29 protein-coding genes are annotated in these 25,724 nt (G+C 63.1%); 21 read left to right on the forward strand and 8 right to left on the reverse strand.

Annotated features, from left to right (window positions below; all coding sequences use genetic code 11):
• Window positions 1-19: 19 nt before the first annotated feature.
• The 4 genes from N5A93_RS10425 (at window position 20) to N5A93_RS10440 (ending at window position 2,737) form a co-directional block, all read left to right on the forward strand.
• Window positions 20-220, forward strand: coding sequence for a NepR family anti-sigma factor (locus N5A93_RS10425; protein WP_268955028.1), 201 nt, complete (start codon window positions 20-22; stop codon window positions 218-220).
• Window positions 217-771, forward strand: a complete 555-nt coding sequence (locus tag N5A93_RS10430; RefSeq protein ID WP_268955029.1) for an RNA polymerase sigma factor — start codon at window positions 217-219, stop codon at window positions 769-771. The genes N5A93_RS10425 and N5A93_RS10430 overlap by 4 nt, the downstream gene beginning before the upstream one ends.
• Window positions 768-2,510 carry a sensor histidine kinase gene (locus tag N5A93_RS10435; protein WP_268955030.1) on the forward strand — a complete coding sequence of 581 codons (1,743 nt, stop codon included), beginning with the start codon at window positions 768-770 and terminating at the stop codon, window positions 2,508-2,510. Before N5A93_RS10430 ends, N5A93_RS10435 begins: the two co-directional genes overlap by 4 nt.
• Before the next feature lie 77 nt (window positions 2,511-2,587).
• Entirely contained in the window at window positions 2,588-2,737 is a 150-nt protein-coding gene (locus N5A93_RS10440) for an entericidin A/B family lipoprotein (protein ID WP_268955031.1), read from the forward strand.
• Window positions 2,738-2,806: 69 nt separating this feature from the next.
• Here N5A93_RS10440 and N5A93_RS10445 read toward each other — a convergent pair whose 3' ends face one another.
• Window positions 2,807-3,361 (reverse strand): exopolysaccharide biosynthesis protein, encoded by a 555-nt coding sequence (locus N5A93_RS10445; RefSeq protein WP_268955032.1) that lies wholly within the window; start codon window positions 3,359-3,361, stop codon window positions 2,807-2,809.
• Window positions 3,362-3,597: 236 nt separating this feature from the next.
• Here N5A93_RS10445 and N5A93_RS10450 point away from each other — a divergent pair, with 236 nt between their 5' ends.
• The 16 genes from N5A93_RS10450 to folD all read left to right on the forward strand — a co-directional run bounded on the left by N5A93_RS10450 (window position 3,598) and on the right by folD (window position 18,874).
• On the forward strand, window positions 3,598-4,113 hold the full coding sequence (locus tag N5A93_RS10450; RefSeq protein WP_268955033.1) for a hypothetical protein: 516 nt from the start codon (window positions 3,598-3,600) through the stop codon (window positions 4,111-4,113).
• A 118-nt stretch (window positions 4,114-4,231) separates the two neighbouring features.
• Window positions 4,232-4,870, forward strand: a complete 639-nt coding sequence (locus N5A93_RS10455; protein WP_268955034.1) for a hypothetical protein — start codon at window positions 4,232-4,234, stop codon at window positions 4,868-4,870.
• Between the two features lie 8 nt (window positions 4,871-4,878).
• Window positions 4,879-5,451 carry an RNA 2',3'-cyclic phosphodiesterase gene (thpR, locus tag N5A93_RS10460; RefSeq protein ID WP_268955035.1) on the forward strand — a complete coding sequence of 191 codons (573 nt, stop codon included), beginning with the start codon at window positions 4,879-4,881 and terminating at the stop codon, window positions 5,449-5,451.
• A gap of 159 nt (window positions 5,452-5,610) precedes the next feature.
• On the forward strand, window positions 5,611-5,982 hold the full coding sequence (ybgC, locus tag N5A93_RS10465; protein ID WP_268955129.1) for a tol-pal system-associated acyl-CoA thioesterase: 372 nt from the start codon (window positions 5,611-5,613) through the stop codon (window positions 5,980-5,982).
• Window positions 5,983-6,133: 151 nt separating this feature from the next.
• Window positions 6,134-6,829, forward strand: a complete 696-nt coding sequence (gene tolQ, locus N5A93_RS10470) for a protein TolQ (protein ID WP_268955036.1) — start codon at window positions 6,134-6,136, stop codon at window positions 6,827-6,829.
• A 3-nt stretch (window positions 6,830-6,832) separates the two neighbouring features.
• Window positions 6,833-7,306 carry a protein TolR gene (gene tolR, locus N5A93_RS10475; protein WP_268955037.1) on the forward strand — a complete coding sequence of 158 codons (474 nt, stop codon included), beginning with the start codon at window positions 6,833-6,835 and terminating at the stop codon, window positions 7,304-7,306.
• 10 nt (window positions 7,307-7,316) lie between these two features.
• Window positions 7,317-8,459, forward strand: coding sequence for a cell envelope integrity protein TolA (gene tolA, locus N5A93_RS10480; RefSeq protein WP_268955038.1), 1,143 nt, complete (start codon window positions 7,317-7,319; stop codon window positions 8,457-8,459).
• On the forward strand, window positions 8,456-9,778 hold the full coding sequence (tolB, locus tag N5A93_RS10485) for a Tol-Pal system beta propeller repeat protein TolB (protein WP_268955039.1): 1,323 nt from the start codon (window positions 8,456-8,458) through the stop codon (window positions 9,776-9,778). The genes tolA and tolB overlap by 4 nt, the downstream gene beginning before the upstream one ends.
• Window positions 9,779-9,868: 90 nt before the next feature.
• A complete protein-coding gene (pal, locus tag N5A93_RS10490; protein ID WP_268955040.1) occupies window positions 9,869-10,387 on the forward strand; it encodes a peptidoglycan-associated lipoprotein Pal in 519 nt (172 codons plus the stop codon).
• Between the two features lie 22 nt (window positions 10,388-10,409).
• Complete coding sequence (gene ybgF, locus N5A93_RS10495) at window positions 10,410-11,276, forward strand: tol-pal system protein YbgF (RefSeq protein WP_268955041.1); 867 nt, start codon at window positions 10,410-10,412, stop codon at window positions 11,274-11,276.
• A complete protein-coding gene (gene tilS / locus N5A93_RS10500; RefSeq protein ID WP_268955042.1) occupies window positions 11,273-12,529 on the forward strand; it encodes a tRNA lysidine(34) synthetase TilS in 1,257 nt (418 codons plus the stop codon). Before ybgF ends, tilS begins: the two co-directional genes overlap by 4 nt.
• 79 nt (window positions 12,530-12,608) lie before the next feature.
• Window positions 12,609-14,537: an ATP-dependent zinc metalloprotease FtsH gene (gene ftsH, locus N5A93_RS10505; protein WP_268955043.1), complete on the forward strand. Its 1,929-nt coding sequence runs from the start codon at window positions 12,609-12,611 to the stop codon at window positions 14,535-14,537.
• A 101-nt stretch (window positions 14,538-14,638) separates the two neighbouring features.
• Window positions 14,639-15,319: a methyltransferase domain-containing protein gene (locus N5A93_RS10510; protein ID WP_502263979.1), complete on the forward strand. Its 681-nt coding sequence runs from the start codon at window positions 14,639-14,641 to the stop codon at window positions 15,317-15,319.
• A gap of 94 nt (window positions 15,320-15,413) precedes the next feature.
• Window positions 15,414-16,013 carry an MOSC domain-containing protein gene (locus tag N5A93_RS10515; protein WP_268955044.1) on the forward strand — a complete coding sequence of 200 codons (600 nt, stop codon included), beginning with the start codon at window positions 15,414-15,416 and terminating at the stop codon, window positions 16,011-16,013.
• Window positions 16,014-16,218: 205 nt separating this feature from the next.
• The gene (locus N5A93_RS10520) at window positions 16,219-17,895 is read left to right on the forward strand and encodes a formate--tetrahydrofolate ligase (protein ID WP_268955045.1); all 1,677 of its coding nucleotides are present in this window, start codon (window positions 16,219-16,221) and stop codon (window positions 17,893-17,895) included.
• Window positions 17,896-17,971: 76 nt separating this feature from the next.
• Window positions 17,972-18,874, forward strand: coding sequence for a bifunctional methylenetetrahydrofolate dehydrogenase/methenyltetrahydrofolate cyclohydrolase FolD (gene folD / locus N5A93_RS10525; protein WP_268955046.1), 903 nt, complete (start codon window positions 17,972-17,974; stop codon window positions 18,872-18,874).
• A 21-nt stretch (window positions 18,875-18,895) separates the two neighbouring features.
• Here folD and N5A93_RS10530 read toward each other — a convergent pair whose 3' ends face one another.
• A complete protein-coding gene (locus N5A93_RS10530) occupies window positions 18,896-19,306 on the reverse strand; it encodes a PaaI family thioesterase (RefSeq protein ID WP_268955047.1) in 411 nt (136 codons plus the stop codon).
• A 53-nt stretch (window positions 19,307-19,359) separates the two neighbouring features.
• Here N5A93_RS10530 and N5A93_RS10535 point away from each other — a divergent pair, with 53 nt between their 5' ends.
• Complete coding sequence (locus N5A93_RS10535) at window positions 19,360-20,286, forward strand: LytTR family DNA-binding domain-containing protein (protein WP_268955048.1); 927 nt, start codon at window positions 19,360-19,362, stop codon at window positions 20,284-20,286.
• 43 nt (window positions 20,287-20,329) lie between these two features.
• Here the strand turns inward: N5A93_RS10535 and N5A93_RS10540 are convergent, their stop codons facing one another.
• The 6 genes from N5A93_RS10540 to N5A93_RS10565 form a co-directional block, all read right to left on the reverse strand.
• Window positions 20,330-21,643 (reverse strand): DUF8689 domain-containing protein, encoded by a 1,314-nt coding sequence (locus tag N5A93_RS10540; RefSeq protein WP_268955049.1) that lies wholly within the window; start codon window positions 21,641-21,643, stop codon window positions 20,330-20,332.
• A 128-nt stretch (window positions 21,644-21,771) separates the two neighbouring features.
• On the reverse strand, window positions 21,772-22,272 hold the full coding sequence (locus N5A93_RS10545; protein WP_268955050.1) for a prepilin peptidase: 501 nt from the start codon (window positions 22,270-22,272) through the stop codon (window positions 21,772-21,774).
• A gap of 27 nt (window positions 22,273-22,299) precedes the next feature.
• Window positions 22,300-23,157, reverse strand: a complete 858-nt coding sequence (locus N5A93_RS10550; RefSeq protein WP_268955051.1) for a tetratricopeptide repeat protein — start codon at window positions 23,155-23,157, stop codon at window positions 22,300-22,302.
• Window positions 23,158-23,184: 27 nt separating this feature from the next.
• Window positions 23,185-23,736 carry a tetratricopeptide repeat protein gene (locus N5A93_RS10555; RefSeq protein ID WP_268955052.1) on the reverse strand — a complete coding sequence of 184 codons (552 nt, stop codon included), beginning with the start codon at window positions 23,734-23,736 and terminating at the stop codon, window positions 23,185-23,187.
• 12 nt (window positions 23,737-23,748) lie between these two features.
• Window positions 23,749-24,735 carry a type II secretion system F family protein gene (locus N5A93_RS10560; RefSeq protein WP_268955053.1) on the reverse strand — a complete coding sequence of 329 codons (987 nt, stop codon included), beginning with the start codon at window positions 24,733-24,735 and terminating at the stop codon, window positions 23,749-23,751.
• A 16-nt stretch (window positions 24,736-24,751) separates the two neighbouring features.
• Window positions 24,752-25,720 (reverse strand): type II secretion system F family protein, encoded by a 969-nt coding sequence (locus N5A93_RS10565; protein ID WP_268955054.1) that lies wholly within the window; start codon window positions 25,718-25,720, stop codon window positions 24,752-24,754.
• Between the last annotated feature and the right edge of the window lie 4 nt (window positions 25,721-25,724).

Genomic DNA, 25,724 nt, shown 5'->3' on the forward strand with positions numbered 1-25,724 from the left:
GACCGCAGAACGCAGTAACATGGCAGAAAACAGCAGGACCTCGAAGTTGAACCAGCAGATAGACGACAATCTCAGACGCGTCTATTCGGACGCGTCAAGTGAACCGGTTCCCGAACGGTTTACCAGGCTGCTGGAGCAACTGCGCCAGCAAGAACAGGGCGTGCGCGCCGAAGATCAGGCCGAAGATCACCGGGCGGCGTCCGGGGATGACGACCATTGACCGACACACCCGATCCCAAAAAAGAGCTGATCGAACACCTGCCCGCGATGCGCGCCTTCGCGATGAGCCTGACGCGCAATCCGGCGACGGCGGATGACCTTGTGCAGGACACGATCGTCAAGGCATGGGGCAATTTCGACCGCTTCAAACCGGGCACGAACCTGCGCGCCTGGCTGTTCACGATCCTGCGCAACACCTATTATTCGCTTTATCGCAAGCGTCGCCGCGAGGTCGAGGACCCCGAGGGCCAGATGGCGGGCGCGATCTCGGAAAAACCGGCCCATGACGGGCATCTGGTGATGACCGATTTCCGCGAGGCCTTTGCCCAGTTGAGCGACGAGCAGCGCGAGGTGCTGATCCTGGTGGGCGCCGAGGGCTTTTCCTATGAGGATGCCGCCGAGATGTGCGGCTGTGCGGTGGGCACCGTCAAGAGCCGCACCAACCGCGCGCGCAAGCGGCTGGCGGAGCTCATGCATCTTGACGAGGATGAGGGGCTTGAGATGACCGATGCCGCGACGCTTGCGGTGGTGCAGGGAAATCCGGCTGCATGAGCGAGCCGCCACCGCGCAGAATGCTCAAGCCCGGCTTGGCCGTGCTTTTGGTGCTGGTGCTGAGCATCGCGATCCTGCCGCTTGGCCTGATATCGGTCTACCAGACAATCAAGGTGCTGGAAGAGCGCCGCTCATTGTCTGAAACCGCGCTGCTTGAGCAGACGCAGCAGGCGGCGTCGGCCAGCCGCGAGGTGATCGGCTCGGCGGTCAGTGCCGCGGAGGCGCTGGCGCTGACGGTCTCGGCCTTCCGGGTGATCGACGGGCCTTGTGACGGGGTCATGCGGCGCATTGTCGAACAGTCACCCCATTACATGTTCGCAGGGTTCGTGGATGACGATTTGCAACTGGTCTGCGCATCGCGCGGCGAGGATCGCGATCTGACGGGGCTTGATATCATCAAGACTGAGCTGACCAGCCTCGAGACTGAAATCCAGATGCAGCCGCTGTCGTTTCTGGGGGGGGCGGCATCGGTCAATGTGATGGTGCCGGTTTTCGATGACGCGCAGTTCGTGGGCAAGGTTCTGATCGCGGTGCCGATCACCGCGCTCAATACGTCGCTGACGGGGCGTGCGCCGGATGTCGATCTGGTGCTGTTCCAGTCACAGGGCGAGATCATCGCGACACAGGATTTCAGCGATGACCGGCGCACGGTGCTGCCGATGAACACCAGCCTTGGCGAGTTGGCAGAGCTGCCCCGCTATACGTTCCGCGAACAGAACCGCGATGGCATGACACGTGACTTTGCCGTGGTGGCGATTGTCGACGGCAGCGTTTTCGCGCTGGGCAGCTGGGCGCCGCGCAGTCGCAGCCTGATCCTGCCAGGGTATGAAGAGGCGCTGGCGCTGTATTTTCCCATCATCATGTGGGTGATCGCCATCGGCGTGGCCTATGTCGGCGTGCATCGCTTGGTCATCCGCCATATAAGGCGGCTGCGGTCGTGGATGCGCCTTTACGCGGCGGGGCGCGACGATCTTGAACAGGCGCGGCTGCACAATGCGCCCGAGGAGCTCGAGGTCGTGGCCGAGGCGTTTCGCGCGATGACGCGGCGACTCGATGAACAGGATCGCCGCCGCGCAGAGGATCTGGAAGAGAAGACGGTTCTGCTGCGCGAGGTGCATCACAGGGTGAAGAACAATCTTCAGCTTATTTCCAGCATCATGAACATGCAGATCCGCGCCACGCGCAGTGAAGAGGCCAAGCATCTTTTGCGCCGCGTGCAGGACCGGGTGATGGCGTTGTCGGCGATCCATCGCTATCTCTACATGGCGCGCAAGCTGTCGATGGTGCGCGCCGACAAGCTCTTGCAAGAGATCATCCAGCAGTTGGTGATCGTCGGCACGCTGGACGAGACCGGACAGCAGATCAACGTCGCAACCGAGTTCGACCCGGTCGAGGTCGATCCGGATCAATCGGTTCCGCTGTCGCTGCTGGCGGCCGAAGCGGCGATGAATGCGGTCAAGTACAGTGGGGTGGTCAAGGGCGGCGACGCCTGGATCAATATTGCCCTGAAGACGGTCGGGGATGATGCGCTGTGCCTGAGTGTGGTGAATTCCCGCGCCCCGGCCAGCGAGGCTCCGGGGGGCGACGATACCGACGGGTCGGGGCTTGGGTCGCGCCTGATCGAGTCATTCGTGTCGCAACTGAACGGGACGCTGGAGATCGACGAACCAGAGGCGCGTTTCGAGTTGCATGTGACATTCCCGCGGGCATGGCCTGACATCCGCGCGAACGAAGACTGATCCGACCGATCCGGGGCGCGTGGGAACCCGCGCGTTCCGGGCGCGTTGATTCCGCGCAACATTGATCGGAGAGATTCATGACACTGAAATCTGTTTTCCTTTTCCCCCTGATCGCGCTGACGATGCTCGGCGCCCTGGCCGCCTGCGAGACCGTCAAGGGCGCGGGCGAGGATATCGAGACCGCCGGGCAGGCTGTCGGCAACGCCGCCGAAGAGGCAGAGGATTGACGGCTGAGGCAAGGCCGCCCAAGCGCGGGCGGCCTTGACCGTTTCGGGTTCGCATTGTCGGGCGTTACATCAAAATATGCTGGCCACGCCGCCCACGGCCAGCGCGGCCAGCAGCATTCCCGCCAGCACCAGCAGCCCGTCGCGCACGAACATTCCCGCCGCAAGGACACCGATGACGGCGCCGAGGATCGAGGAGGTGAAGGGCACCAGTTCCAGAAGCGGCATGATCGCCCCGAGAAATAGGCAGATCGCCTGCGGCAGAATAGAGAACGGTGGCGTGACCAGCGTGGAGAGCCGTTGGCGCGTGACATTGTCAAGCCAGCGCGCCGGAATCCGAAACCAGTTGACGAACTGACAGGCGCGCTGCGAGTTCATGCGTCTCCGGCGCAGCCATCCGGGCAGCCACAATGTCGGTCGGCGCAGCATCATCTGCGCCGAGACTGACGCGATGAGAATGCCGCAGACAGTCGTGAAGCCCGGAACGCCGCTGAGCGGTGAGACCAGTGCAAGCGCGGGCACCATCAACAGCGGTGCGTAGCTGGCATGTCCGATGGCGTCGATCACCTCGCCCAGGCTGGATTTCTTGCCATCAAGAGCGCGCTCGGCGGAATCGATCACTTCCATGGCCCCGCAGGCGGCGTCCTGACGTGCGTCTCGCATGTCTCTCATCATGCGCCAACGCGCTTGTCGTGTTCCGGTTCCCCGGTGATTTCGCGGATCATCACGCGTCAAAGGCGGGTGCGGCCTGGCGGCGGAGCGTGAGGAACCAAAGCCGGCATGCGGCGTTTACGGCCTGAACCAGCGAGCATTCGGCAAGCGCCACGCTGCGTGACACCTTATCGAGAATGAAAGGAGACACCATGAAACGTCTTTGGAGCACCGCACTCTGTGCCGGCCTCGCATTGGGTATCGCGCCCTTGAGCGCGCAGGAAAAGACCCTTTCGGACGTCGAGGTCAAATCGGACCTGAGCGCTTTCGAGAAAAGCAACGCGCTGGAGTTCTGGCCCGACCTGACCGAGGACCTCGGCAAGGCCATCGCCGCGCATGTGAATATCGACGATCAGGCCGAAGCGCCGCGCATCGTGGTCGAGATCAACAAGGTCGCCATCGACGGCGAACCCGTCCTGCCGGACTCGGGCGCGTTCAACCAGATCGAGGGCACCATCGCCATGCATCCCGCAAGCAAGGCGGGCAGCAACACCGAAACCGATGCGGAACTGCCGCAGATGGGCAGCTATGCGCTCAAGGTCAGCGCCAAGGCGGCTGAGGGCGAAGCGCCGGAAGGCTGGGTCATCATTCCGCCCTCGGAGGATGATTTCTACAACGTCCTGATCAACGCCTATGCGATGGAAGTCGTCGAGCGGATCGAAGACTAGGCGATCCCGTCCGCAGAAGACCGCAGCAAGGCTGATCCGCCGCGCGCTTGATCCGCGCGGCGGATTGGTGGTTGCGGGATGTATTTGCCTTGCCGCGCGGCTCTGGTATTCGGGCGCCATGAGCACACATCTGACCCAAGACGCGATCACGCGGATGTTCACCGGCGCCGATGGCGCCTATGCGTTTGCACGCTGGGGTCGCCCCATCGCACCTATCGTCTTCGGGGTCGAGGACAGCACGCTGGACGTGGTCAAGGGCGCGATCGAGGCGGTGGTCGCGCTGGCCGGTCACCAGATGGCCGAGACCGACCCTGAACTGGGCGTCAACCTGATGATGTTCTTCTTTCGCGACTGGCACGAGCTGACCGAGCTGCCCGATCTTGACCGGCTGGTGCCCGACCTCGGGCCGTTGGTCGGGCGGCTGGAGGCGGCCGGGGCGAACCAGTATCGCATTTTCCGCTTTGACGAGGAGGGCGCGATCAAGGCCTGTTTCGTGTTCCTGCGCATGGATGAGGACATGGCCGCGATGCCCGCCGAGACGCTGGCCTTGAGCCAGGTGGTGCAAAGCGCGCTTTTGTGGTCCGAGACCGCCTTCAGTGATGCCTCGCCGCTGGCAAAGATGCCGGAGAGCGGCACCGTGATCCTGCGCCCGGATATCGCCGCGCTGATCCGTGCCGCCTATGATCCCGCCATGCCCCCTGTCAGCCGCGATGCCAGCCATGCCCTGCGCCTTGCCGCACGGGTGACACCGCGATAGGAAGCACGATGAGGCTGTTCGTCGCCATCGATCTGCCGCCGGTGACGCGCGCCGCGCTGACGCGGTTGCAAGGCGATCTGCGTGTCGGGCGGCATGCGGACCCTGAGACATTCCATGTCACGCTGGCCTTTCTGGATGACCAGGACCTGCCGGTCGTCGAGGCTGTCCACGAGACCCTGTCCGAAATCGACATGCCGGAATTTTCATTGCGTATCAGAGGGATCGACGTGTTCAAGCGAGCGCGCCCGCGGCTTGTCTTTGCGGGCGTGGAGCGCAGCGATCCGCTGGTTGCCTTGCATCGCAAGGTGCGCGGCGCCGCGATCGAGGCCGGGATCGCGCTGCAACGCCAGAGGTTTCGCCCGCATGTGACGCTGGCGCGCTTTCCCCGGGAGATGCCGCGCCATGAGCTGGACAGGCTGGGCGCATTCCTTGAGACGCATGGCGATCTTGACCTTGAGCCTTTCGAGGTGGCCGCGTTCGGGCTTTACCGTTCTATCCTCGGGCCGGACGGTGCGGTTCATGAACGCCTTGCGGCATATGAGCTGCACGACCGCGGCGATCCGGCGCTGAAAACCCCTTGACCCCCGCACCGGTTTGCGGCCCTTTGTCGAGGAACGCATGAGGGGTACGCAAGGCGCGTCCACCGGAATATCACGGGGCCGGACATGGCGCAGAAAAGCGGCGGGAATATCGACTTTTCAAAGGCGCCGGGGCCGCGGGGCGGCGCGCATGTCTTTGCGGTGCGGGTCTATTACGAAGATACCGACATGGCCGGTATCGTATATTATGCCAATTACCTCAAATACATAGAGCGGGCACGCAGCGATTGGGTGCGCGAGATGGGCGTCGATCAGAACGCGTTGCGCGACGAGGATGGCATCGTCTTTGCGGTGCGCCGCGTCGAGGCCGATTACCTGATCCCGGCACGGTTCGATGACATGCTCGAAGTGCGCACGCGCACTCTGGCGGTGACCGGCGTGCGGCTGATCATGGAGCAGACGGTCATGCGCGGCGAAGAGATTCTGTTCAGTGCGGTGGTCACGGCTGTCTGCATCAACGAGGCGGGCCAGCCTGCGCGCCTGCCGGCCCGTATCCGGCTTCTGCTGCACTAGGGACGCCCGGCGATTATCCGCCGGAACCGCGCGGTTTGGCGAAAATCGTCACCGGTAACGCGGATGTTGTTGGCTTTCCCCTTGGAATTCGGATAGTTTCTCCCTCAATAAGGCCTGAAAACAAGGCCACCGAGAGAGAAGAGCAGGCAATATGGAAGCAGAAACCCTGGCATTGGCACAGGAGATTGATTTCTCCATGTGGGCACTTTTCGCACGCGCGACCCTGATCGTGAAACTGGTGATGCTCATGCTGATCGTGGCCTCGTTCTGGGCATGGTCGATTATCATCCAGAAGTTGATCACCTATCGCAAGGCCCGTCGCGAGGCCGAGATTTTTGACCGCAGGTTCTGGTCGGGCGAGCCGCTTGATGAGCTGTTCGAGGAGATCGGATCGGAGCCGGCGGGGCAATCCGAGAGGATATTTGCCGCCGGCATGATGGAATGGCGTCGCAGCCATCGTACCGATGGCGCGCTGATCGCCGGGGCGACGGCGCGGATCGACCGGTCGATGGACGTGGCCATCGCCAAGGAAAGCGAGCAGCTGCAAAGCGGCCTTTCGGTGCTGGCCACGGTGGGGTCGACCGCGCCCTTCATCGGCCTGTTCGGCACGGTCTGGGGCATCATGAATGCCTTTATCGAGATCGCCGAGCAGCAGAACACCAACCTTGCGGTCGTCGCGCCCGGTATCGCCGAGGCGCTGCTGGCCACGGGGCTGGGTCTTCTGGCTGCCATTCCGGCGGTGATCTTCTATAACAAGCTGAGCGCCGATTGCGATCGGATCGTGGCCAATTACGAGGCCTTCGCGGACGAGTTCGCGACCATTCTCAGCCGACAACTGGATTCCTGAGCGATGGGCGCTGGTGTCATTCAGAAATCAGGGGACAACGGGCGCAGGCGGCGCGGGCGCGGACGTTCGCGTCCGATGTCAGAGATCAACGTCACGCCCTTTGTCGACGTCATGCTGGTGCTTTTGATCATCTTCATGGTGGCCGCGCCGCTGATGACGGTGGGCGTTCCGGTGGAGTTGCCCAAGACGGCCGCCAACGCCTTGCCGGGCGAGGAGGAAGAGCCGCTGTCGGTGACGATCACCGGCGAGGGCGTGGTGATGATCCAGACCACCGAAGTGGCGCGGGACGAATTGATCGGCCGGCTGCGCGCGATCGCCGCCGAGCGCGACAGCACGCGGGTCTATCTGCGCGCGGACGGTGCCGTTCCCTATGCGGATGTGATGCAGGTGATGGGTGCGCTCAATCGCGGCGGGTTTTCCAATATCGGGCTGGTAACGGATACCGGCGGGCCCGATCTGGACAACCGGGGCGGCTGAAGGCGCTGGCGTGAACACCGGGCAGATCATATCCGGGGCGGGGCATCTGGCTCTGATGGGCTGGGCGCTGTTCGGGGGCGCCTTTCAGTCCGAGCCGTTGCCGTTCGAGGTGACCGAGGTCACGGCCATATCGGCCGAGGAGTTCGCCGCGCTGACCGACGCGCCGCACAGCCCCGAGGCGGTGGCGAATGTCGATACGCCCGAACCGCCCGCCGAAGGCGAAGGCGTGCCCGAGATAAGCCCCGGCGAGGACGCCGCACCCGAAGCAAGCCAGCCTGAAGCAACCGAAACGCCGCCCGCCGATACCGCACCCGAACCCCAGGAGCCGCCCGCGCCTCTGCCCGAGGCCGAGGTGAGCGATGCGCCCCCCGTCCTGACGCCTCCCGAGGAGGATATCGCGGCGCTGGTGCCTGAAGTGTCGCCGCGACCGCAGCCGCGTCCGGCGCCGCGTGTTGCGCCCGAGCCCGTTGCGCAGCCCGAACCCGATGTCGAGATCGACGAGGTCGATCAGCAGGAGACCACGCCCGATGCCGAGGCCGCCGAGACCGTCGAAGAGGAAACCCGCGAGACCGCCCGCGAGGAAGCCGCCACCGAGATCGTGACCGAGGCCGAGGAAAACGACCTGGCCAGCGCCGCGCCGACGCGCTCGCCCCGGCCCCGCACGCGGCCCGAAACGCCCGCAGCCGAGCCCGACGCCGAACCCGCGCAGGACGCCCCGGCGCCGCGCGAGACGGAAACAGACGAGAACGCGGTGAACAATGCGCTGGCCGAGGCGTTGGGCCAGGGCCAGGCGCAGACCGGCGGCACGGATCAGGGCGCGCCTTCGGGGCCGCCGCTGACGGCTGGCGAGAAGGATGCACTGCGTGTGGCGGTGCAGAATTGCTGGAACGTGGGTTCGCTCAGCTCCGAGGCGCTGCGCACCACGGTGGTCGTCAGCGTCACGATGGGAGAGGATTCGCGCCCGGTGACCAGCTCGATCGAGATGCTGAGCGCATCGGGCGGCAGCGGCAGCGCGGCCAAACAGGCTTACGAGGCGGCGCGGCGCGCGATCATCCGTTGCGGTGCGGGTGGCTTTGATTTGCCGAAAGACAAGTATGATCATTGGCGTGACATTGAAATGACGTTCAATCCGGAGAGAATGAGGATCAAATGAAACATTACATGATGACCCTCCTGGCGGCCCTGATGCTGTGGACCCTGCCTGCGGCGGCCCAGAACGGGCCGCTCCGGCTTGAACTGACCGAAGGCGTGATCGAACCGATGCCCTTTGCGGTGCCGGAATTCGTCGCGGATGACGCCGAAGGAGCCGAGTTGGGCCGCCGGATCGCCCAACTGGTGGCGGCCGATCTGACCGGGACCGGGCTGTTCCGGGAGATCCCGCGGGATGCATTCATCAGCCGCGTGACCAGTTTTTCCAGCCCCGTGCAATTCGCCGACTGGAAGGCGATCAATGCTCAGGCGCTGGTCACAGGCGCGGTGACGCTTGATGGCAGCGGCAAGCTGGTGGTGCGGTTCCGCCTTCATGACGTTTTCGCCGGGCAGGAGCTGGGCGACGGGCTGCAACTGGTGGGCACTCAGGACGGCTGGCGGCGCATCGCGCACAAGGTGGCCGATCAGGTTTACAGCCGGATCACCGGCGAGGCGCCCTATTTCGACAGCCGGGTGGTGTTCGTCTCCGAATCCGGCCCCAAGGATCAGCGCGCCAAGCGGCTGGCGATCATGGATTATGACGGCGCGAATGTGAACTACCTGACGGGTTCCTCGTCGATCGTACTGGCGCCGCGTTTCTCGCCCAATGGCGATCGAATCCTCTATACCAGCTACGAAAGCGGCTTTCCGCGCATCTACGTGATGGATGTGGGGTCAGCGCAGCGCCGCGCCCTTGAGCAGCAGGAAGGCTCGATGAGCTTTGCGCCGCGCTTTGCGCCGGACGGGCGCACCGTGGTCTATTCGATGACGCGCGGCGGCAATACCGACCTTTACACCATGGATATCGACAGCGGCGCGGGCACGCGCCTGACCACGGCGCCCTCGATCGAGACCGCGCCCAGTTTCAGCCCCGATGGCAGCCGGATCGTGTTCGAATCCGACCGCTCGGGCAACCAGCAGCTTTATGTGATGCCGGCGGGCGGCGGCGAGGCGCAGCGGATCAGCTTCGGCCAGGGGCGTTATGGCACGCCGGTCTGGTCGCCGCGCGGCGATCTGATCGCCTTTACCAAGCAATCCAAGGGCCGCTTTCATATAGGGGTGATGCGGGTCGATGGCAGCGAAGAGCGTCTGCTGACAGCATCCTTCCTGGAAGAGGGGCCGACATGGTCCCCGAACGGGCGCGTCATCATGTTCACCCGCGAAACCCAGGGCGCGCAGGGCAGTGCGAGCCTCTATTCGGTGGACATCACGGGGCGAAACCTGCGCGAAGTGCCGACCGGCACCGGGGCGAGCGATCCGTCGTGGTCGCCATTGCAGGATTAGACAAGCCGCGGTGCTGCGCGCATTCCCAAGGCGTTGGCGCTGTGGTAAGATAAGAAACGGGCATGACACCATAAACGAGTGGGCAATGGAATGAATTATCTGAGCAAGACGATCCTGCTATGCGCAGGCATGGCGCTGGCCGCCTGTTCGAACCCTGACCGGTTCGCCGATGGCAGCGGCGGCGCGGGAGGCATGAATAACGGCGCCGGGGCCGGTATGGCCGGTTCGGCGCAGGACCCCGCATCGCCGGTGTATTTTGAGCAAACGGTCGGTGACCGGGTGCTGTTCGCGGTCGACCAGTCGACCCTGTCATCCGATGCGCAGGCGACGCTGGACGGTCAGGCGCAATGGCTGATGACCAACAGCGATTATTCGGCCGTGATCGAAGGCCATGCCGACGAGCAGGGCACGCGCGAATATAACCTTGCGCTGGGTGCGCGGCGCGCGAATTCGGTGCATGAATACCTTGTCAGCCGCGGCGTTGCGGATAACCGCCTGAAGGTGGTGAGCTATGGCAAGGAACGCCCGATCGAGCTCTGCGCAGACGAGGCGTGCTATTCCAAGAACCGCCGCGCGGTAACGGTGATCTCGGCCGTGCCGAGCAGCTGACCCCTTTGAAGGAGAGCATCGGATGCGCCGGTTCATCGCCGTTCTGACCCTTGTGACGCTGAGTTTTCCCACGGTTTCGGGGGCGCAGGCCAATGACGAGACCCTTGCGGATATCCGCCAGGAACTGTCGGTGCTCTATGTCGAGCTGCGCAAGCTCAAGCGCGAGCTGAACACCACCGGTGCCGCCGGGCAACTGAGTTCCGGGGGCACCTTGCTGGACCGTGTCAACGCGATCGAAAGCGAGTTGCAGCGCCTGACGGCGAAGACCGAGCAGCTGGAACATCGCGTTCAGAGCGTTGCCGAGGATGGCGCGAACCGGATCGGCGATCTGGAATTCCGCCTCTGCGAGCTGGAAGCCGATTGCGATATCGGGGCGCTTGAAGAAGGCAGCACGCTGGGCGGGATCGCAACCGGCCCTTCCGCGGGCGCGGGCGGCGGCGAAGAATCGGGCGGCGCGGACGGACAGGACAGCGCCAGCGGCGCCGATTCTGACATGCCGCAACTTGCGGTCAGCGAAGAGGCCGATTTCGAGCGCGCCAAATCCGCGCTGGACGCAGGTGATTTCGCCGAAGCAGCCGAGCAGTTCGCCACGTTCCAGCGCAGTTATCCCGGCGGGCCGCTGACGGCGCGCGCGGGTTTGCTGCGCGGTGAGGCGCTTGAGAAATCGGGCCAGCTGAAAGAGGCGGCGCGCGCCTATCTCGACACGTTCAGCGCCGATCAGACCGGCCCCGATGCGCCGCTGGCGCTGACGCGCCTGGGTTCGGCGCTTGGCCAGCTGGGACAGGTCGAACAGGCCTGCGTGACGCTGAGCGAGGTCGGCAACCGCTTTCCTGATTCCGAGGCGGTATCGGATGCGCGCGCGACCATGTCCGAGCTGGGGTGTCAGTGACCGGCGACGCCGATGCAATGCTGGCGCAGATTCAAGAGCATTTCGCGCCTTGCCCGCCTGAGCGTCTGGGCGTTGCCGTGTCGGGCGGCAGTGATTCGCTTGCGCTTCTGATCCTGCTGAACGATTGGCGCCATGCGGGCGGGCCGGATCTTTGGCCGGTGACGGTGGATCACGGGTTGCGGCCGGAAGCCGCCGACGAGGCGGCCAGGGTGGCGCAAGTCTGCGCAGAGCTGGATCTGCCGCATGACATCCTGAAATGGTCGGGCTGGGACGGGCAGGGCAACCTGCAGGACAAGGCGCGGCGTGCGCGTTACGCGTTGATGGCGGAGTGGGCGCGCGCGAAGGGTATCGCGCATGTCGCGCTGGGCCATACGGCGGACGATCAGGCCGAGACGTTCCTCATGCGTCTTGCGCGCGAGGCCGGGGTCGACGGGTTGGCGGCGATGGTGCCCTGCCGCATCATCGCGGAGGTCGGTTTTTGCCGCCCGCTGCTGCCGGTGACCCGCGCGGCGCTGCGCGCCGAGCTGCGAGCGCGCAATATCGGCTGGAGCGACGATCCGAGCAACGAGGACCCGGCGTATGAACGGGTGCGCGCGCGCGCCGTGCTGGCGCAGTTGGCGCCGCTCGGGATCACCCCTGAGGGGCTGTCGCGCGTGGCGCGGCGTCTGGGCGATGTGCGCGAAACCCTTTATACATATGCGTCCCAAGCGGCGCGCGACCTGGTCGAGGTGCAATCGGGCGATCTGGTGGTCGATCCTGCGGGCCTTGCGGCGCTGCCCCCCGAAGTTGCGCGACGGCTGCTTCTGGGTGCGCTCGACTGGATCAGCGGTGCTGGTTACGGGCCGCGTGGACGGGCGATGGATGACCTCATGCAGGCGATTGGCGAGGGTCGCGACATGACCCTGGGTGGTTGCCTGATTTGCCCGCGCAAGAGCGGCGTGCGGATCAGCCGTGAATGGAAGGCGGTCGAGGGGCTGCGCGTTCCGGCCGGAGAGGTCTGGGACGGGCGCTGGCAGCTTGAAGGCCCCGAGTGCCCACCGGGCGCCGAGATCGCCGCACTTGGCCCCGATGGGCTGGCCGCCTGCGACGAACGGGCGCAAGGCGGCTTGCCTGCGGCGTCCCTGATGGCCTCTCCGGCGCTGTGGCATGGGGCGCAGCTGCTTGCAGCGCCGCTGGCGGGGTGGGGCGGGCAATGGCGCGCGCGGCTGGTCCGCGACGAAGAAGCCTACCTTGCGTCTTATTTATCTCATTGAAGATACGGGCGTGATCTCTATTTTAGATGGATGGGTTTCATGATAGGCCCTCGCCATCCGAATTTTGAGGAGAATTTCCTTGGGTAACGCAAGAAATATCGCCTTCTGGCTGGTCCTGTTCCTGCTGATACTGGCGCTGTTCAACCTGTTCAGCGGTCCGGGCAACACGCTCCAGAGCAAGGCGATCAAGTATTCCGAATTCGTGACCGCGATTGAGGAGGGCAATGTCAGCCAGGTGACACTGGACGGCGAGAACGTGCGCTTCCGCGGGGGCGACGGTAAGGAATACGTCACCGTCAAGCCCGAGGATGCGGAGCTGACCGACAAGCTCATCGACGCCGGCATTCCCGTCAGCGCTGAACCGCAGGAACAATCTGGATTCCAGACCTTCCTGATCTCGCTTCTGCCATTTGTTCTGCTGATCGGCGTCTGGATCTATTTCATGAACCGCATGCAGGGCGGCGGCAAGGGCGGCGCAATGGGCTTTGGCAAGTCCAAGGCCAAGATGCTGACCGAAAAGCATGGCCGCGTGACCTTTGACGATGTCGCCGGGATCGACGAGGCCAAGGAAGAGCTTGAAGAGATCGTCGAATTCCTGCGCAATCCGCAGAAATTCAGCCGCCTCGGGGGCAAGATTCCAAAGGGCGCGCTGCTGGTCGGGCCTCCGGGCACGGGTAAGACGCTTCTGGCGCGTGCCATCGCGGGCGAGGCCGGTGTGCCCTTCTTCACCATCTCGGGATCCGATTTCGTCGAAATGTTCGTCGGTGTCGGCGCCAGCCGTGTGCGCGACATGTTCGAGCAGGCGAAGAAGAACGCGCCCTGTATCGTCTTCATCGACGAGATCGACGCCGTTGGCCGCCATCGCGGCGCGGGTTATGGCGGTGGCAATGACGAGCGCGAACAGACGCTCAACCAGCTTCTGGTCGAGATGGACGGCTTTGAGTCCAACGAAGGCGTGATCATCATCGCCGCCACCAACCGCAAGGACGTGCTGGACCCTGCGTTGCTGCGCCCCGGTCGTTTCGATCGCCAGATCACCGTGCCCAACCCCGACATCAAGGGCCGCGAGAAGATCCTTGGCGTTCATGCGCGCAAGACGCCGCTTGGCCCGGATGTGGACCTGCGGATCATCGCCCGCGGCACGCCCGGCTTTTCGGGTGCGGACCTTGCCAACCTGGTCAACGAGGCCGCGCTGATGGCCGCGCGGGTCGGTCGCCGTTTCGTGACGATGGAAGATTTCGAGAACGCCAAGGACAAGGTCATGATGGGTGCCGAGCGCCGCTCGATGGTGCTGACCGACGATCAGAAGGAAAAGACCGCCTATCACGAGGCCGGACATGCGATCGTCGGGCTGGAACTGCCCAAATGCGACCCGGTCTACAAGGCCACGATCATCCCGCGCGGTGGCGCGCTGGGCATGGTGGTCAGCCTGCCCGAGATCGACCGCCTGAACTGGCACAAGTCGGAATGCGAGCAGAAGCTGGCGATGACCATGGCGGGCAAGGCGGCCGAGATCCTGAAATACGGGCCTGACGACGTGTCCAACGGACCGGCAGGCGATATCCAGCAGGCCAGCGGCCTTGCGCGCGCGATGGTTCTGCGCTGGGGGATGTCGGACAAGGTCGGCAATGTCGATTACGAGCAGGCCCATGAGGGTTACATGGGCAACGCCGCTGGCGGCTTCTCGATTTCGGCCCATACCAAGGAGCTGATCGAGGACGAGGTCAAGCGCATGATCGACGAGGCCTATGAAAAGGCCCACAAGATCCTGACCGAAAAGAAGGACGAGTGGGACCGGCTGGCGCAGGGGCTTCTGGAATACGAGACCCTGACCGGAGAAGAGATCGCACGGGTCATTCGTGGTGAGCCGCCCGAGTCCGACGACGACAGCGGCGGGTCCCCCGAGAAGGAGGAGAAACCCTCGCTGACCGCGATTCCCAAGACCAAGCCCAAGGCCGCGCCCGGAAAACTGGGCGATGGCGGGCCGGAGCCCGAGCCCTCGGCGTGAGCGGCGTGGCCGCCTCTTCCGACTGGAATCCCGGAGCCTATGCAAGGTTCCGGGATTTGCGGTTGCGTCCCGGTCTGGACCTTTTGAATGCGGTCAGCCGGATGGGCGCGGGCGATCTGATTGATCTTGGCTGCGGCAACGGCGCGCTTGGCGAAGCGCTCAAGGCGCGTGCGGGCGGGCGCGAGGTGATCGGCGTCGATGCGTCGCCGGCGATGCTGGAAAAGGCGCAGCAGATGCCCGGCTATCACAGCCTTCAACGCGCCGATATCATGGAATGGCACCCGCGCCGCGCGCCGGGCCTGATCTTTTCCAATGCCGTGCTGCACTGGGTGGGCAACCACGAAGACCTGATGCCGCGCCTTGCGGGGCTTTTGGGCAAGGGCGGCACGCTGGCGGTGCAGATGCCGCATCAGAACAAGGCGCCTTCGCATCGCGTCTGGCTGAGCCTCGCCGAGGAACTGTTCCCCGGACGGATCGGCAAGATGGGCACGCCCGGCGTCATGGCACCGGTCAAGTACGAAGAGCTTCTGTCACGGCTCGGTCAGTTCCGCCTTTGGGAAACCGAGTATTACCAGCGCCTTGTCGCCGAGGCGGGCAGCCATCCGGTGCGCCGTTTCACCGAAAGCACCTATGCGCGCCCGGTTCTCGAGGCGCTGGACAAGGACGAGAAGGCCGATCTGATCCGCCGCTACGAAGAGGTCATGCATGCGGCCTATCCTGTCAGGGCGGATGGATCGGTGCTGTTCCCGTTCCGGCGGATGTTCTTTACGCTGACGGTCTGAACGGCTGCTGATGCAAAGACGCACATTTTGTCATTTGACCACGCGCGCGCAACACGGGAAAGTTGTGTCCGATGCTTTTTGACAGGGAGGCTTGATGCCCGCGCTTCTGCCCACCGATTTCACCGCCCGCATCACATGGCTCGGTCGGGTCTCGAACCGCGAGGCGAGCCTGACAGCTGAACCGCTGTCCGAGATCATGGCCACATATGCCGGGGTCGAGGGCGAGGACCATGCGGGACTCACGCGGCCTTCCTGCAGCCGGGTGCTCGGGCAGTATCCGCGCGGTACAGACATCCGCAACGTGCGGCAATTCTCGGTCCTGTCGGCCGAGGAACTGGCGCTGATCGCCGCCGAGATGGGGATCGAGCGTCTTGATCCCGCCTGGGTCGGGGCGTCGATCGTGCTTGAGGGAATCGATGATTTCACCCATCTGCCGCCCTCGTCGCGCCTGCAGTCGGAAAGCGGCACGACCCTTGTCGTGGATATGGAGAACCGTCCCTGCCATCTGCCCGCGAAACCCATTGACGAACATGTGCCGGGCAAGGGGCGGGGCTTCAAGGCGGCGGCAAAGGGGCGGCGCGGCGTGACCGCCTGGGTCGAGCGCGAAGGCGTCCTGAGGCTGGGCGACATCATGCGCCTGCATGTTCCCGACCAGCGCCCTTGGGCGCATATGACCAAAGCGACGGGCCACTAGGCGCGGGCGTCTTGCGGCGCGCCAAGGTTCCCATGCGACACCGGGTTGCCGGTCAGCTGGCGCTGTTTCCGATCAGAAACGATGCTGCGGCGAGCCGCCGCAACACGCACCGAATATGTCGGAATTGCGTGCTGCGCGGCGGGGCAAAGCCGATATGTGCGACATAGGGAAACTTCACCGCCTTCGGCCCGTGCGAGGAAACATCATGAGCTACAAGTCCGATATCGAGATCGCCCGCGAAGCCAACAAGAAGCCGATCCAGGAGATCGGCGCGAAACTTGGCATCCATAGCGATCACCTTCTGCCCTATGGCCACGACAAGGCCAAGATCAGCCAGGATTTCATCAATTCCGTTCAGAGCAACGAGAACGGCAAGCTGATCCTCGTGACTGCGATCAACCCGACACCGGCGGGCGAGGGCAAGACCACGACCACCGTGGGCCTTGGCGACGGGCTGAACCGGATCGGCAAGAAGGCCGCGATCTGCATTCGCGAAGCCAGCCTCGGGCCGTGCTTTGGCATGAAGGGCGGCGCGGCTGGCGGCGGCTATGCGCAGGTTGTCCCGATGGAAGAGATGAACCTGCATTTCACCGGGGATTTCCACGCCATCACCACCGCGCATAACCTGCTGAGCGCGATGATCGACAACCATATCTACTGGGGCAACGAGCTGGGCATCGACGAGCGCCGCGTCGTCTGGCGCCGGGTGCTGGACATGAACGACCGGGCACTGCGCGATACGGTCACCTCGCTCGGCGGGGTCTCGAACGGCTTCCCGCGCCAGACCGGGTTCGACATCACCGTCGCCTCCGAGGTCATGGCGATCCTGTGCCTTGCCACCGATCTGGGCGATCTTGAACGCCGCCTGGGCAATATTATCGTCGCCTATACCCGCAAGCGCGAGCCGATCACCTGCCGAGACATCAAGGCCGATGGCGCGATGACGGTTCTGCTGAAGGACGCCATGCAGCCCAACCTGGTGCAGACGCTGGAAAACAACCCCGCCTTCGTCCATGGCGGCCCATTCGCCAATATCGCGCATGGCTGCAATTCGGTCATGGCGACGACGACGGCATTGAAACTGGCCGATTATGTGGTGACCGAGGCGGGCTTCGGCGCTGATCTGGGTGCCGAGAAGTTCATGAACATCAAGTGCCGCAAGGCGGGTCTTGCGCCCTCGGCCGTGGTGGTGGTGGCCACGGTGCGCGCCATGAAGATGAATGGCGGCGTCGCCAAGGCCGATCTGGGCGAGGAAAACGTGGAGGCGGTCCAGAACGGCTGTCCGAACCTTGGCCGTCATATCGAGAACGTCAAATCCTTCGGTGTGCCGGTTGTCGTGGCGATCAACCATTTCGTGACCGACACCGATGCCGAGGTGCAGGCCGTGAAGGATTACGTCGCCGAGCAGGGCAGCGAGGCGATCCTGTGCCAGCACTGGGCCAAGGGGTCGGAGGGGACCGAAGAACTGGCCACCCGCATCGCCGAGATCGCCGATGCCGACCAGGCCAATTTCGCGCCGCTTTACGCCGACAACATGCCCTTGCTGCAAAAGATCGACACCATCGCCAAGCGCATCTACCGCGCTGACGAGGTGCTGGCGGATCAGAAGATCCGCAACCAGCTCAAGGAATGGGAAGAGGCGGGCTACGGCGATCTGCCGGTCTGCATGGCCAAGACGCAATACAGCTTCACCACCGATCCGAACCGCCGCGGCGCGCCGATCGGTCATTCGGTGCCGATCCGCGAAGTGCGCCTGAGCGCGGGTGCGGGTTTCGTCGTGGTGATCTGCGGTGAGATCATGACCATGCCCGGTCTGCCAAGCAAACCCGCTGCAGAGGCGATCAAGCTGAACGCGGATGGCGATATCGAGGGCCTGTTCTGAACGACGACGCTTGAATTTCCGCGCCCCGCCTATGTATGCGGGGCGCGATGGCTATCCATTTCGGAAGGGGACTGCGATGACGGCTCAGATCATCGACGGCAAGGCATTCGCGGCCAGGGTGCGCGAAAAGGTGGCGGGCCATGTGGCGCGCCTGAAGGAAGAGCACGGGATCGTTCCCGGTCTTGCGGTTGTCTTGGTGGGCGAAGACCCGGCCAGCCAGGTCTATGTGCGCTCGAAAGGCAAGCAGACCGTCGAAGTCGGGATGAATTCCTACGAGCACAAGCTGGAAACCGATGCCTCGCAGGAGGAACTGCTGGGCTTGATCGAGCGGCTCAACACCGATCCGGCGGTGCACGGGATATTGGTGCAATTGCCCCTGCCGGGGCATATAGACGAAGACCTGGTGATCAACGCGATCGACCCGGCCAAGGATGTGGACGGGTTTCATATCTCGAATGTGGGTCTTTTGGGGACCGGACAGAAATCCATGGTGCCCTGCACCCCGCTTGGGTGTTTGATGATGCTGCGCGAGCACCTTGGCAGTCTGTCGGGCCTCAATGCGGTGGTGATCGGGCGCTCGAATATCGTGGGCAAGCCGATGGCGCAGCTTTTGCTGGGTGACAGCTGCACCGTGACCATCGCCCACAGCCGCACCAGGGATATTCAGGAGGTGACCGGGCGCGCCGACATCGTGGTCGCCGCCGTTGGTCGCCCCGAGATGGTGACCGGCGCATGGATCAAGCCCGGCGCGACGGTGATCGACGTCGGCATCAACCGCATCGACGCCCCGGAGAAGGGCGAGGGGAAGACCCGGCTTGTGGGCGATTGCGACTATGAGAGCTGCGCCGAGGTGGCGGGTGCGATCACCCCGGTTCCCGGCGGGGTCGGGCCGATGACCATCGCCTGCCTTCTGGCGAATACAGTGACCGCCTGTTGCCGTGCCAACGGGTTGAGCGAACCCGAGGGGCTGACCGCCTGAACAGGCGGCTTGCGGCGCCTTTCAGACCGGCGCGAAGGGAATCATCGTGCCGGTGAGCATAGCGATATGGGTGTCCTTGCCCTCGGTGCGGGCAAAGACATCAGCCTGAACGATGACCAGACGCCGACCGGGCTTGATCACTTTACCGCGAGCGATCAGAAGCGCGCCCTTGCCCGGCGCCAGAAGATTGATCTTCATTTCGGTGGTCAGGACCTCGTGGTCGTCGGGCATGATGGATAGCGCGGCATAGCCCGCCGCGCTGTCACCGATGGCAAAGGTCAGGCCGGCATGGGCGAATCCGTGCTGCTGGCGGCTTCCAGGCAGGATCGGCGCGTGAATTTCGGTCGTGCCAGACGCGACATGCACCATCTTGGCGCCAAGTGTGGTCATCATGGATTGCGCGGCAAAACTTTCGCGTATCTTTTGATCCATGGTCGGGGAAAGCGGCTTGAAATCGTTCATCTGATGGAATCATGCCTCATATCATGGCCGAAAGGCGCGTCAGTGTGCACCGTTGGCAGACGATGAAAACCTCTATAAGAAGATGGCGCAACACAAATCGGGTCCAGATGGTTGAGTTCAGTAAACTTCGTTTTGTCTTTTCGGAGACATTCAGTACTTTGGTATCGCCGACCACGGTTTTGATCTGGATAACCTGCGTTGCCGTCGCGACGGTTGCCGGTCCGTTCGGAACACTCCTTTACATGGATGTGGTGGAGCGCGCGCTTTACTGGGGGCTGGTGACGACCGGGGGGATCGTGTTCGGGTATACCATGTATGCCATCGCCCTGCTGATCCTCGGCGAGAATCGTCCATTCCTGTTCGATCCTTTCACGGCGCTGATGATTGCCTGTCTGCTGGGGCCGTTGATCTGGTTTCTGCGCTCTAATATTCAGGCTGATGCACCCGAAGGATTGATCAATCTCAGGGGAGTGATCTTCAATACATTCGTGATCTCGCTTGGCGTACTGGCGTTGCGACGCCAGATATGCAGGTTGACTCCGGTGCCGCTGCGTTCGGGACTGAGCGATGCGATCGGCACGACATCTTTTCCGGGGCCGCGCCTGTTGCGGCGCCTCTCTGACGATGTCCGCGCCCCGGTGCTGCGGCTCAGCGCGAATGACCATTATGTCGAGGTGGTGACGACACGGGGCAGGCAGGTTCTGCGGTTGCGCCTCTCGGATGCGATAAACGAGATGGAACCTGTCGAGGGATTCTGTGTCCACCGCTCGCATTGGGTGACGCGCAGCGCGATCGTGCAGGTCGAACGCGAGAACGCGCATAAGTTGTTCGTTCTGCTGAAGAACGGCGACCGGGTGCCGGTCAGCCGCACCTATCGCGGCGAACTCGAACGCATGGGCATGATGGCACCACAGGCGCAGAACAAGCTCGCGGTCGTCGGACGCAACTGAACGTCGCGCGGCGATGGCCCGGTTTCAGCCGGAGTAATGGCGCCTATTTCACGATGGTCTCGTCCTTGACGAACATGTTCGCCCAGGCCCGGTCGATCAGTTCGGGGCTCATCTGATAGGGGATGCCCTCGAATTCGCAGATCGAGATCATCTGGTCAATCAGGAAGACCGGCTGATAATTGGCATAGATGTTGTCTATGGTGGGGTATTTCACCTTGAGCAGATGCACCAGCGCGGCCTCGTCCAGCGGCATCTGCTTTTTCTTGGCGACCATGGCGAAGATCTTTAGGAAATTCTCCTGGTTCGGCCCGTCGATCTTGATCTTGAAGAAGATCCGGCGCAGGGCGGCCTGGTCGAAGATCTCGTTGGGGTGGAAGTTGGTTGAGAAGATCACCAGCGTGTCGAAAGGCACCTCGAACTTCTCGCCCGATTGCAGGGCAAGAATATCCTTGGATTCCTCAAGCGGCACGATCCAGCGGTTGACCAGCGCCTGGGGCGGCTCGGCCTGACGGCCCAGGTCGTCGACGATGAAGATGCCGCCGGTGGATTTCAGTTGCAACGGTGCCTGATAGGTGCGCGCCGTCGGGTTGTAGACGAGATCCAGCATGTCAAGGCTGAGTTCGCCACCGGTCACGACGGTGGGGCGTTCGCATTGCACATAACGGGTGTCGAAGGTGCGCTTGCGGCGCAGGCTGTTGGGGTCGTCTTTTTCCACCTCGGCCTTGGAGTGCACGATCGGGTCATAGACGGTAATTACCTGGCCGGAATACTCGATGGCGCGCGGCACATAGACCCGGTCGCCCATCGCGTCGCGTATCCCGTTCGAGATGCTGGATTTACCGTTGCCCGGCGGACCATACATCAGGATCGAGCGACCGGCCGAAACCGCCGGCCCCAAGTGATCCAGCAGGCTGTCGGGCAGGACAAGGTGGCCCATGGCGCCGGTCAGTTCGTTGCGGGTGATCTGGATGTTGCGGATCGACTGGCGTTTGACCTGTTCGCGATACGCCTCAAGCGGCACTGGCATGGCGCCGTAATATTCCGACTGGGACAGCGCATCGAGCGCGCGGGACTTGCCCGCATCCGTCAGCTGAAATCCCATCTCGCTGCCCGAATTGGCGTTCAGCGTGCCTGTCGCCTCGACCAGTTTCTGTTCGCGGGCGATGTCGATCAGTTCCTGCGTCACGGCGCGCGGCAGGCAGATCGCGTCGGCCAGTTCGCTGGCGGTGTCCACGTTCTTGCGGAACATGGTCTTGATCAGGATGTCGCGCATCATGACGATCGGCAGCTGCATGTCCTGAAGGCCGCTCGGTGGGGGAGGCGGCTGGACGCCCTGCTGGGTGGGTTGCATGTTCATCGGTCTCTGCCCGCGGATTGGTGTTGCACGTCAAAAAGCGCCCCGCGCGGCGGCGGGGCCATGATGTGACCATGGCGCGCAAACATGCAGAAATTATGGAGAGGGTCGGGCAGGTGCAGGGCAGGGGTTCAGCTGCCGAAGGCGACGCCAAGCCCGAGATAGATTATCAGTGTGCTGCCAAGAGCAAAGCCCATGGGAAACTTTGGCCCGCTTGACCAGCTTGCCCAGTCGGGCGCCAACTGGCGAAGGCGGCTGCCCCGGACCAGACGATGGGTGGCGTAACAGGCCAGCATGTTGGTGGCCAGGATGAGCAACAGGAATGTCAGATCGCCCAGTGCGATAAAGGGCGCGGCGGCGGCCAGGAACTTGGAATCCCCGGCGCCCATCATGCCTGCGGCATTGGCCGCCATGCCGATCACCAGCATGACCACCAGGGCGGCCAGTCGCCACAGGTATTCGGGCTGTGGCACCACGAAGAGACCGACCACGAGGAACACACCAGCCAGCGTCAGGACCGCATGGTTGGGAATACGCATCTCGCGCAGATCGCTCCAGATCACCCAGAGACAGATCGGCGCTGCGAAAGGCAAAAACCACAGGGCCTGCTGAACCGTGATATGAAGCGACATGGGCGTTTCCTGAATTCAGGGTCCGGATCAGTTGCTGACGTTGCCCTCAAGCGCGTTCAGGCTGCGCGCTGCGGCTTCGAAATGCTGCGGATGGGTTTCGATCGCATCGCGCAACAGCCCTTTGCCGATCTCGGTGTCGCCCTGCTTGATGGCCGAAAGGCCAAGCGTATGCATCAACTGAGCGCGTTCTTCCTGGCTGGTCGGGATGACCGGCAGCACGTATTTCTTCTGTGCGCCGCGGGCCAGAACAAGGTTGTTCTTGGCGGTGAACAGCGCGTTGTCCTGCCGGATCGCATCCGAGAAGAGACGCTCGGCGCCGCTGTAATCGCCGCGCGTCAGCTTGGAATAACCCCAGTTGTTCATCACACCCGCCGGGCGCGTGGTCAGCCCGACGGCGGTTTCATAGAAGCTGTCGGCTTTCTTCCAGTCCTCGTTGCTGTCGGCGATCATCGCCTCGAGGCGATAGCGCTTGAAGGTCTCATGGGTGGGCGGGATCGCATCCAGAACCTCGTCGGCGCGTTTCCATTCGTTGTTGCGGATCAGCGCATCTGCATATTCGACTTGGTCGTCATTGGTAGCCTCTTCATGCGCGGCCACGGACTTCCAGGCCGATACCGCCTCGGTGCCGCGCTTGGCGCGGACAAGCGATTTGGCCAGGCCGCGCCTGAGGTCGATCCGGTCGGGTTTCTCACTGGTGGCGCGCTGGAAATACGAGACGGCCTCATCGGCGTCGGCCACATTCAGCATCACGTCATTGAGATTGCTTTCGTCCACGACATTGACGCTTTGGAAAGCGCGATCAACATCGGCATCCTTGGACTCTCCGCAGCCCGCAAGGGCGATGGCGCCTGTCATGCACAGGGAAATAAAGATAGGTCGGCGCATTTGTTGCGTCCTTTTACTGCCTCTGCCTCATCCCGGTATTCGGCGGATCAGATAGTCGCTGCTGCCACGCCGTACCAGTTTATAATCTTGTTCTTCAGAGGCAGCATAATAGTTTTCTTCCGATTTTGCGAGAGCTAAGCGCAGATTGTCGCGGATTGCGTCACTTGCGCCATTGTCGAATCCATATGCACGGCGAAAGACCTGGGCGGCCTCGTTGATTTCACCCTTTTCCATGAGGACAACGCCGAGATTGTTCCAGATCTCGGGAGAGTCCTCGTCCTTTTCGATCGCGTCGCGCAAAAGGCGCTCGGCGCTACCAAGACGGCCAAGGCCCAGATTGGCGCTGCCCAATCCCGCCAGAACGTCCACGGTCATGCCATGTTGCAGCGCGGCGCGCGAATAGGCGTCGATCGCCAGATCATATTCGCCCGCATCCATCAGGCGATGCCCCACAACGAGCCCATCCACCGTTTCGCCGCTGCGCGCCACGCCCGGCGCGTAAGGTCCTTCATGCGAAACGCCCGGGCTGCAGGCAGCCAGGGCGATCGCGAATGCCAGAGTTGCCCCTGCCCGTATCATGTTGCCTCGCCGTTATTGACCGGCCATCGTGAACAGTTCCATGATACCAAGAACCGACGGGCCGACCAGGATGATAAGCAGTGGCGGAACTGTAAGCATCATCGTCGCCAATGTCATCTTTGTCGGCAGCTTGTTGGCCTTTTCTTCGGCCCGCATGACGCGTTTGTCACGCATCTCGCCGGCATAGACCCGCAGCGCATCGGCGATCGAGGTGCCGAAGGTCTGCGACTGGACCAACACGGTCACGAAGCTGGAAATATCCTGCACGCCGCAGCGTTCAGCCATTTCGTTGAGAACCGATGCCTTGTCTCGCCCGGCCTTCACCTGCTGGGACACGATCTCGTACTCTTCGGCAAGCGCGGGATATGAGGCGGCGATCTCGTTGGCGACGCGAATGATAGACTGATCAAGCGATTGCCCGGCCTCGACGCAGGTCAGCATCATGTCGAGACTGTCGGGAAAGCCGTCCGAAATCTCTTCCTGGCGCTTTTGCTGGCGCTTTGTGACCCAGTATTTGGGCATGAGATACCCGACCGCACCGGGGCCGAGGATATACAGGACCGCTTCTTGCGCGCTGGTTTCCTCGCCCGACTTGAACATCAGAAAATAGATCACGCCAAGGGTCAGCAGGCCAAGCGCCAGAGCCAGTTGTGCAAAGTGGAAATAGCGTACGGCATCGCGGTTGCGATAGCCCGCCTGTATCAGGGTCAGACGTATCTGCGACAGCGCCTTGGCATCCTGTGGCTCCAGGAAATTGGCGTATTTGTCCAGCTTCTCGTTGCGCCGGTTGGCGCGCAGATGCGCAGAGTCCTTGTTGCCGGGGCGCGTCTGCTGGCGCTGATCCTTCTTGAGCTTTTCCAGCGGATCCTTGGAGTCGCGGATCAGCATCGGGATCATCAGCGCCACAAGAACAATCCCGAGCGTGCCGACGGCGATCAGGGGGCCGAACGGGCCAAGGGCGCTGATCAGGCCGCCCTGAATTTGATCGAGGAGTTCCATCACGTCGGGTTCCTTTTCAGACCTTGATGTTCACAAGCGCGCGCATGACGAAGAGGTTGGCGACCAGGAAGGTGCCCACGATCAGAGCTGCGGGGATGAAATAAGCGTGTTCCATCGCTTCGTCATAGTAGTTGGGATCGATCAGCTGGATGCCGATCAGGGCCAGGACCGGAAAGCCCGACAGGAATTTGCCCGACCACTTCGCCTCGGCGGTGATCGCCTTGACGCGGCGGAACAGGCGGAAACGGGCACGGATCACCTTGGCCAGGCCATCGAGAATCTCGGCCAGGTTGCCGCCCGATTGCTGTTGGATCGTCACCGCGACAGCGAGGAAGCGAAGATCCTGCATGTCCAGCCGTTCGGCAAGATCCTTGAGGGCTTCACCCACATCGCGGCCATAAGCGGATTCATCCGCGATGATGCCGAATTCGGTGGCGAGCGGATCGGCGACCTCGTTGGCGACAATCGAGATCGCCGAAGAGAACGGATGGCCGACCCGCAGGCTGCGCACCATCAGTTCGATTGCATCGGGCAATTGTTCCTCGAACATCGCCATGCGCTTGTTGGCCTTCATGTTGATCCAGGTGAAGACACCGCCGACGCCAATCACCACCGACACCAGGGCACGGACCGGCACGCTGGTCGCGGTGCCGATGGTCAGGCCCACAAAAGCCAGCACGGTCACCGCGACCATCAGCATGATCAGCTGCCTGGGTGTAAAGGCGATGGCCGCCTTTTGCGCCTTTTCCGACAGGATCGCGTAGATCGGAATGTTGCGCGCCTTGAGGTGCTGTTGCATCTCCTTGCGCAGCTTTTCCATCACCTCTTCGCGGTTGCCCGACTTGTCCAGCATCTCAAGACGGCGGTTTACCCGGCTGTTGAGGCTGATCGAGCGCCCGAAGACGGTCAGATATACACCCTCGACGAGGACGAGAACCCCGACGAAGATCAACGCGTAGATGATCGGTTCTGCACTGATGGACATCCGG

The sequence above is a fragment of the Roseovarius salincola genome (assembly GCF_026891095.1).
Lineage (GTDB): Bacteria > Pseudomonadota > Alphaproteobacteria > Rhodobacterales > Rhodobacteraceae > Roseovarius > Roseovarius salincola.

Excerpts from the sequence above, each read along its gene's own strand:
- N5A93_RS10425 (WP_268955028.1), top strand. The coding sequence starts at position 20 with ATGGCAGAAAACAGCAGGACCTCGAAGTTGAACCAGCAGATAGACGAC.
- N5A93_RS10435 (WP_268955030.1), top strand. The coding sequence starts at position 768 with ATGAGCGAGCCGCCACCGCGCAGAATGCTCAAGCCCGGCTTGGCCGTG.
- N5A93_RS10440 (WP_268955031.1), top strand. The coding sequence starts at position 2,588 with ATGACACTGAAATCTGTTTTCCTTTTCCCCCTGATCGCGCTGACGATG.
- N5A93_RS10445 (WP_268955032.1), bottom strand. The coding sequence starts at position 3,361 with ATGGAAGTGATCGATTCCGCCGAGCGCGCTCTTGATGGCAAGAAATCC.
- N5A93_RS10450 (WP_268955033.1), top strand. The coding sequence starts at position 3,598 with ATGAAACGTCTTTGGAGCACCGCACTCTGTGCCGGCCTCGCATTGGGT.
- N5A93_RS10455 (WP_268955034.1), top strand. The coding sequence starts at position 4,232 with ATGAGCACACATCTGACCCAAGACGCGATCACGCGGATGTTCACCGGC.
- thpR (WP_268955035.1), top strand. The coding sequence starts at position 4,879 with ATGAGGCTGTTCGTCGCCATCGATCTGCCGCCGGTGACGCGCGCCGCG.
- tolQ (WP_268955036.1), top strand. The coding sequence starts at position 6,134 with ATGGAAGCAGAAACCCTGGCATTGGCACAGGAGATTGATTTCTCCATG.
- tolR (WP_268955037.1), top strand. The coding sequence starts at position 6,833 with ATGGGCGCTGGTGTCATTCAGAAATCAGGGGACAACGGGCGCAGGCGG.
- tolB (WP_268955039.1), top strand. The coding sequence starts at position 8,456 with ATGAAACATTACATGATGACCCTCCTGGCGGCCCTGATGCTGTGGACC.
- pal (WP_268955040.1), top strand. The coding sequence starts at position 9,869 with ATGAATTATCTGAGCAAGACGATCCTGCTATGCGCAGGCATGGCGCTG.
- ybgF (WP_268955041.1), top strand. The coding sequence starts at position 10,410 with ATGCGCCGGTTCATCGCCGTTCTGACCCTTGTGACGCTGAGTTTTCCC.
- N5A93_RS10510 (WP_502263979.1), top strand. The coding sequence starts at position 14,639 with ATGGGCGCGGGCGATCTGATTGATCTTGGCTGCGGCAACGGCGCGCTT.
- N5A93_RS10515 (WP_268955044.1), top strand. The coding sequence starts at position 15,414 with ATGCCCGCGCTTCTGCCCACCGATTTCACCGCCCGCATCACATGGCTC.
- N5A93_RS10520 (WP_268955045.1), top strand. The coding sequence starts at position 16,219 with ATGAGCTACAAGTCCGATATCGAGATCGCCCGCGAAGCCAACAAGAAG.
- folD (WP_268955046.1), top strand. The coding sequence starts at position 17,972 with ATGACGGCTCAGATCATCGACGGCAAGGCATTCGCGGCCAGGGTGCGC.
- N5A93_RS10530 (WP_268955047.1), bottom strand. The coding sequence starts at position 19,306 with ATGGATCAAAAGATACGCGAAAGTTTTGCCGCGCAATCCATGATGACC.
- N5A93_RS10535 (WP_268955048.1), top strand. The coding sequence starts at position 19,360 with ATGGCCGAAAGGCGCGTCAGTGTGCACCGTTGGCAGACGATGAAAACC.
- N5A93_RS10540 (WP_268955049.1), bottom strand. The coding sequence starts at position 21,643 with ATGAACATGCAACCCACCCAGCAGGGCGTCCAGCCGCCTCCCCCACCG.
- N5A93_RS10545 (WP_268955050.1), bottom strand. The coding sequence starts at position 22,272 with ATGTCGCTTCATATCACGGTTCAGCAGGCCCTGTGGTTTTTGCCTTTC.
- N5A93_RS10550 (WP_268955051.1), bottom strand. The coding sequence starts at position 23,157 with ATGCGCCGACCTATCTTTATTTCCCTGTGCATGACAGGCGCCATCGCC.
- N5A93_RS10555 (WP_268955052.1), bottom strand. The coding sequence starts at position 23,736 with ATGATACGGGCAGGGGCAACTCTGGCATTCGCGATCGCCCTGGCTGCC.
- N5A93_RS10560 (WP_268955053.1), bottom strand. The coding sequence starts at position 24,735 with ATGGAACTCCTCGATCAAATTCAGGGCGGCCTGATCAGCGCCCTTGGC.
- N5A93_RS10565 (WP_268955054.1), bottom strand. The coding sequence starts at position 25,720 with ATGTCCATCAGTGCAGAACCGATCATCTACGCGTTGATCTTCGTCGGG.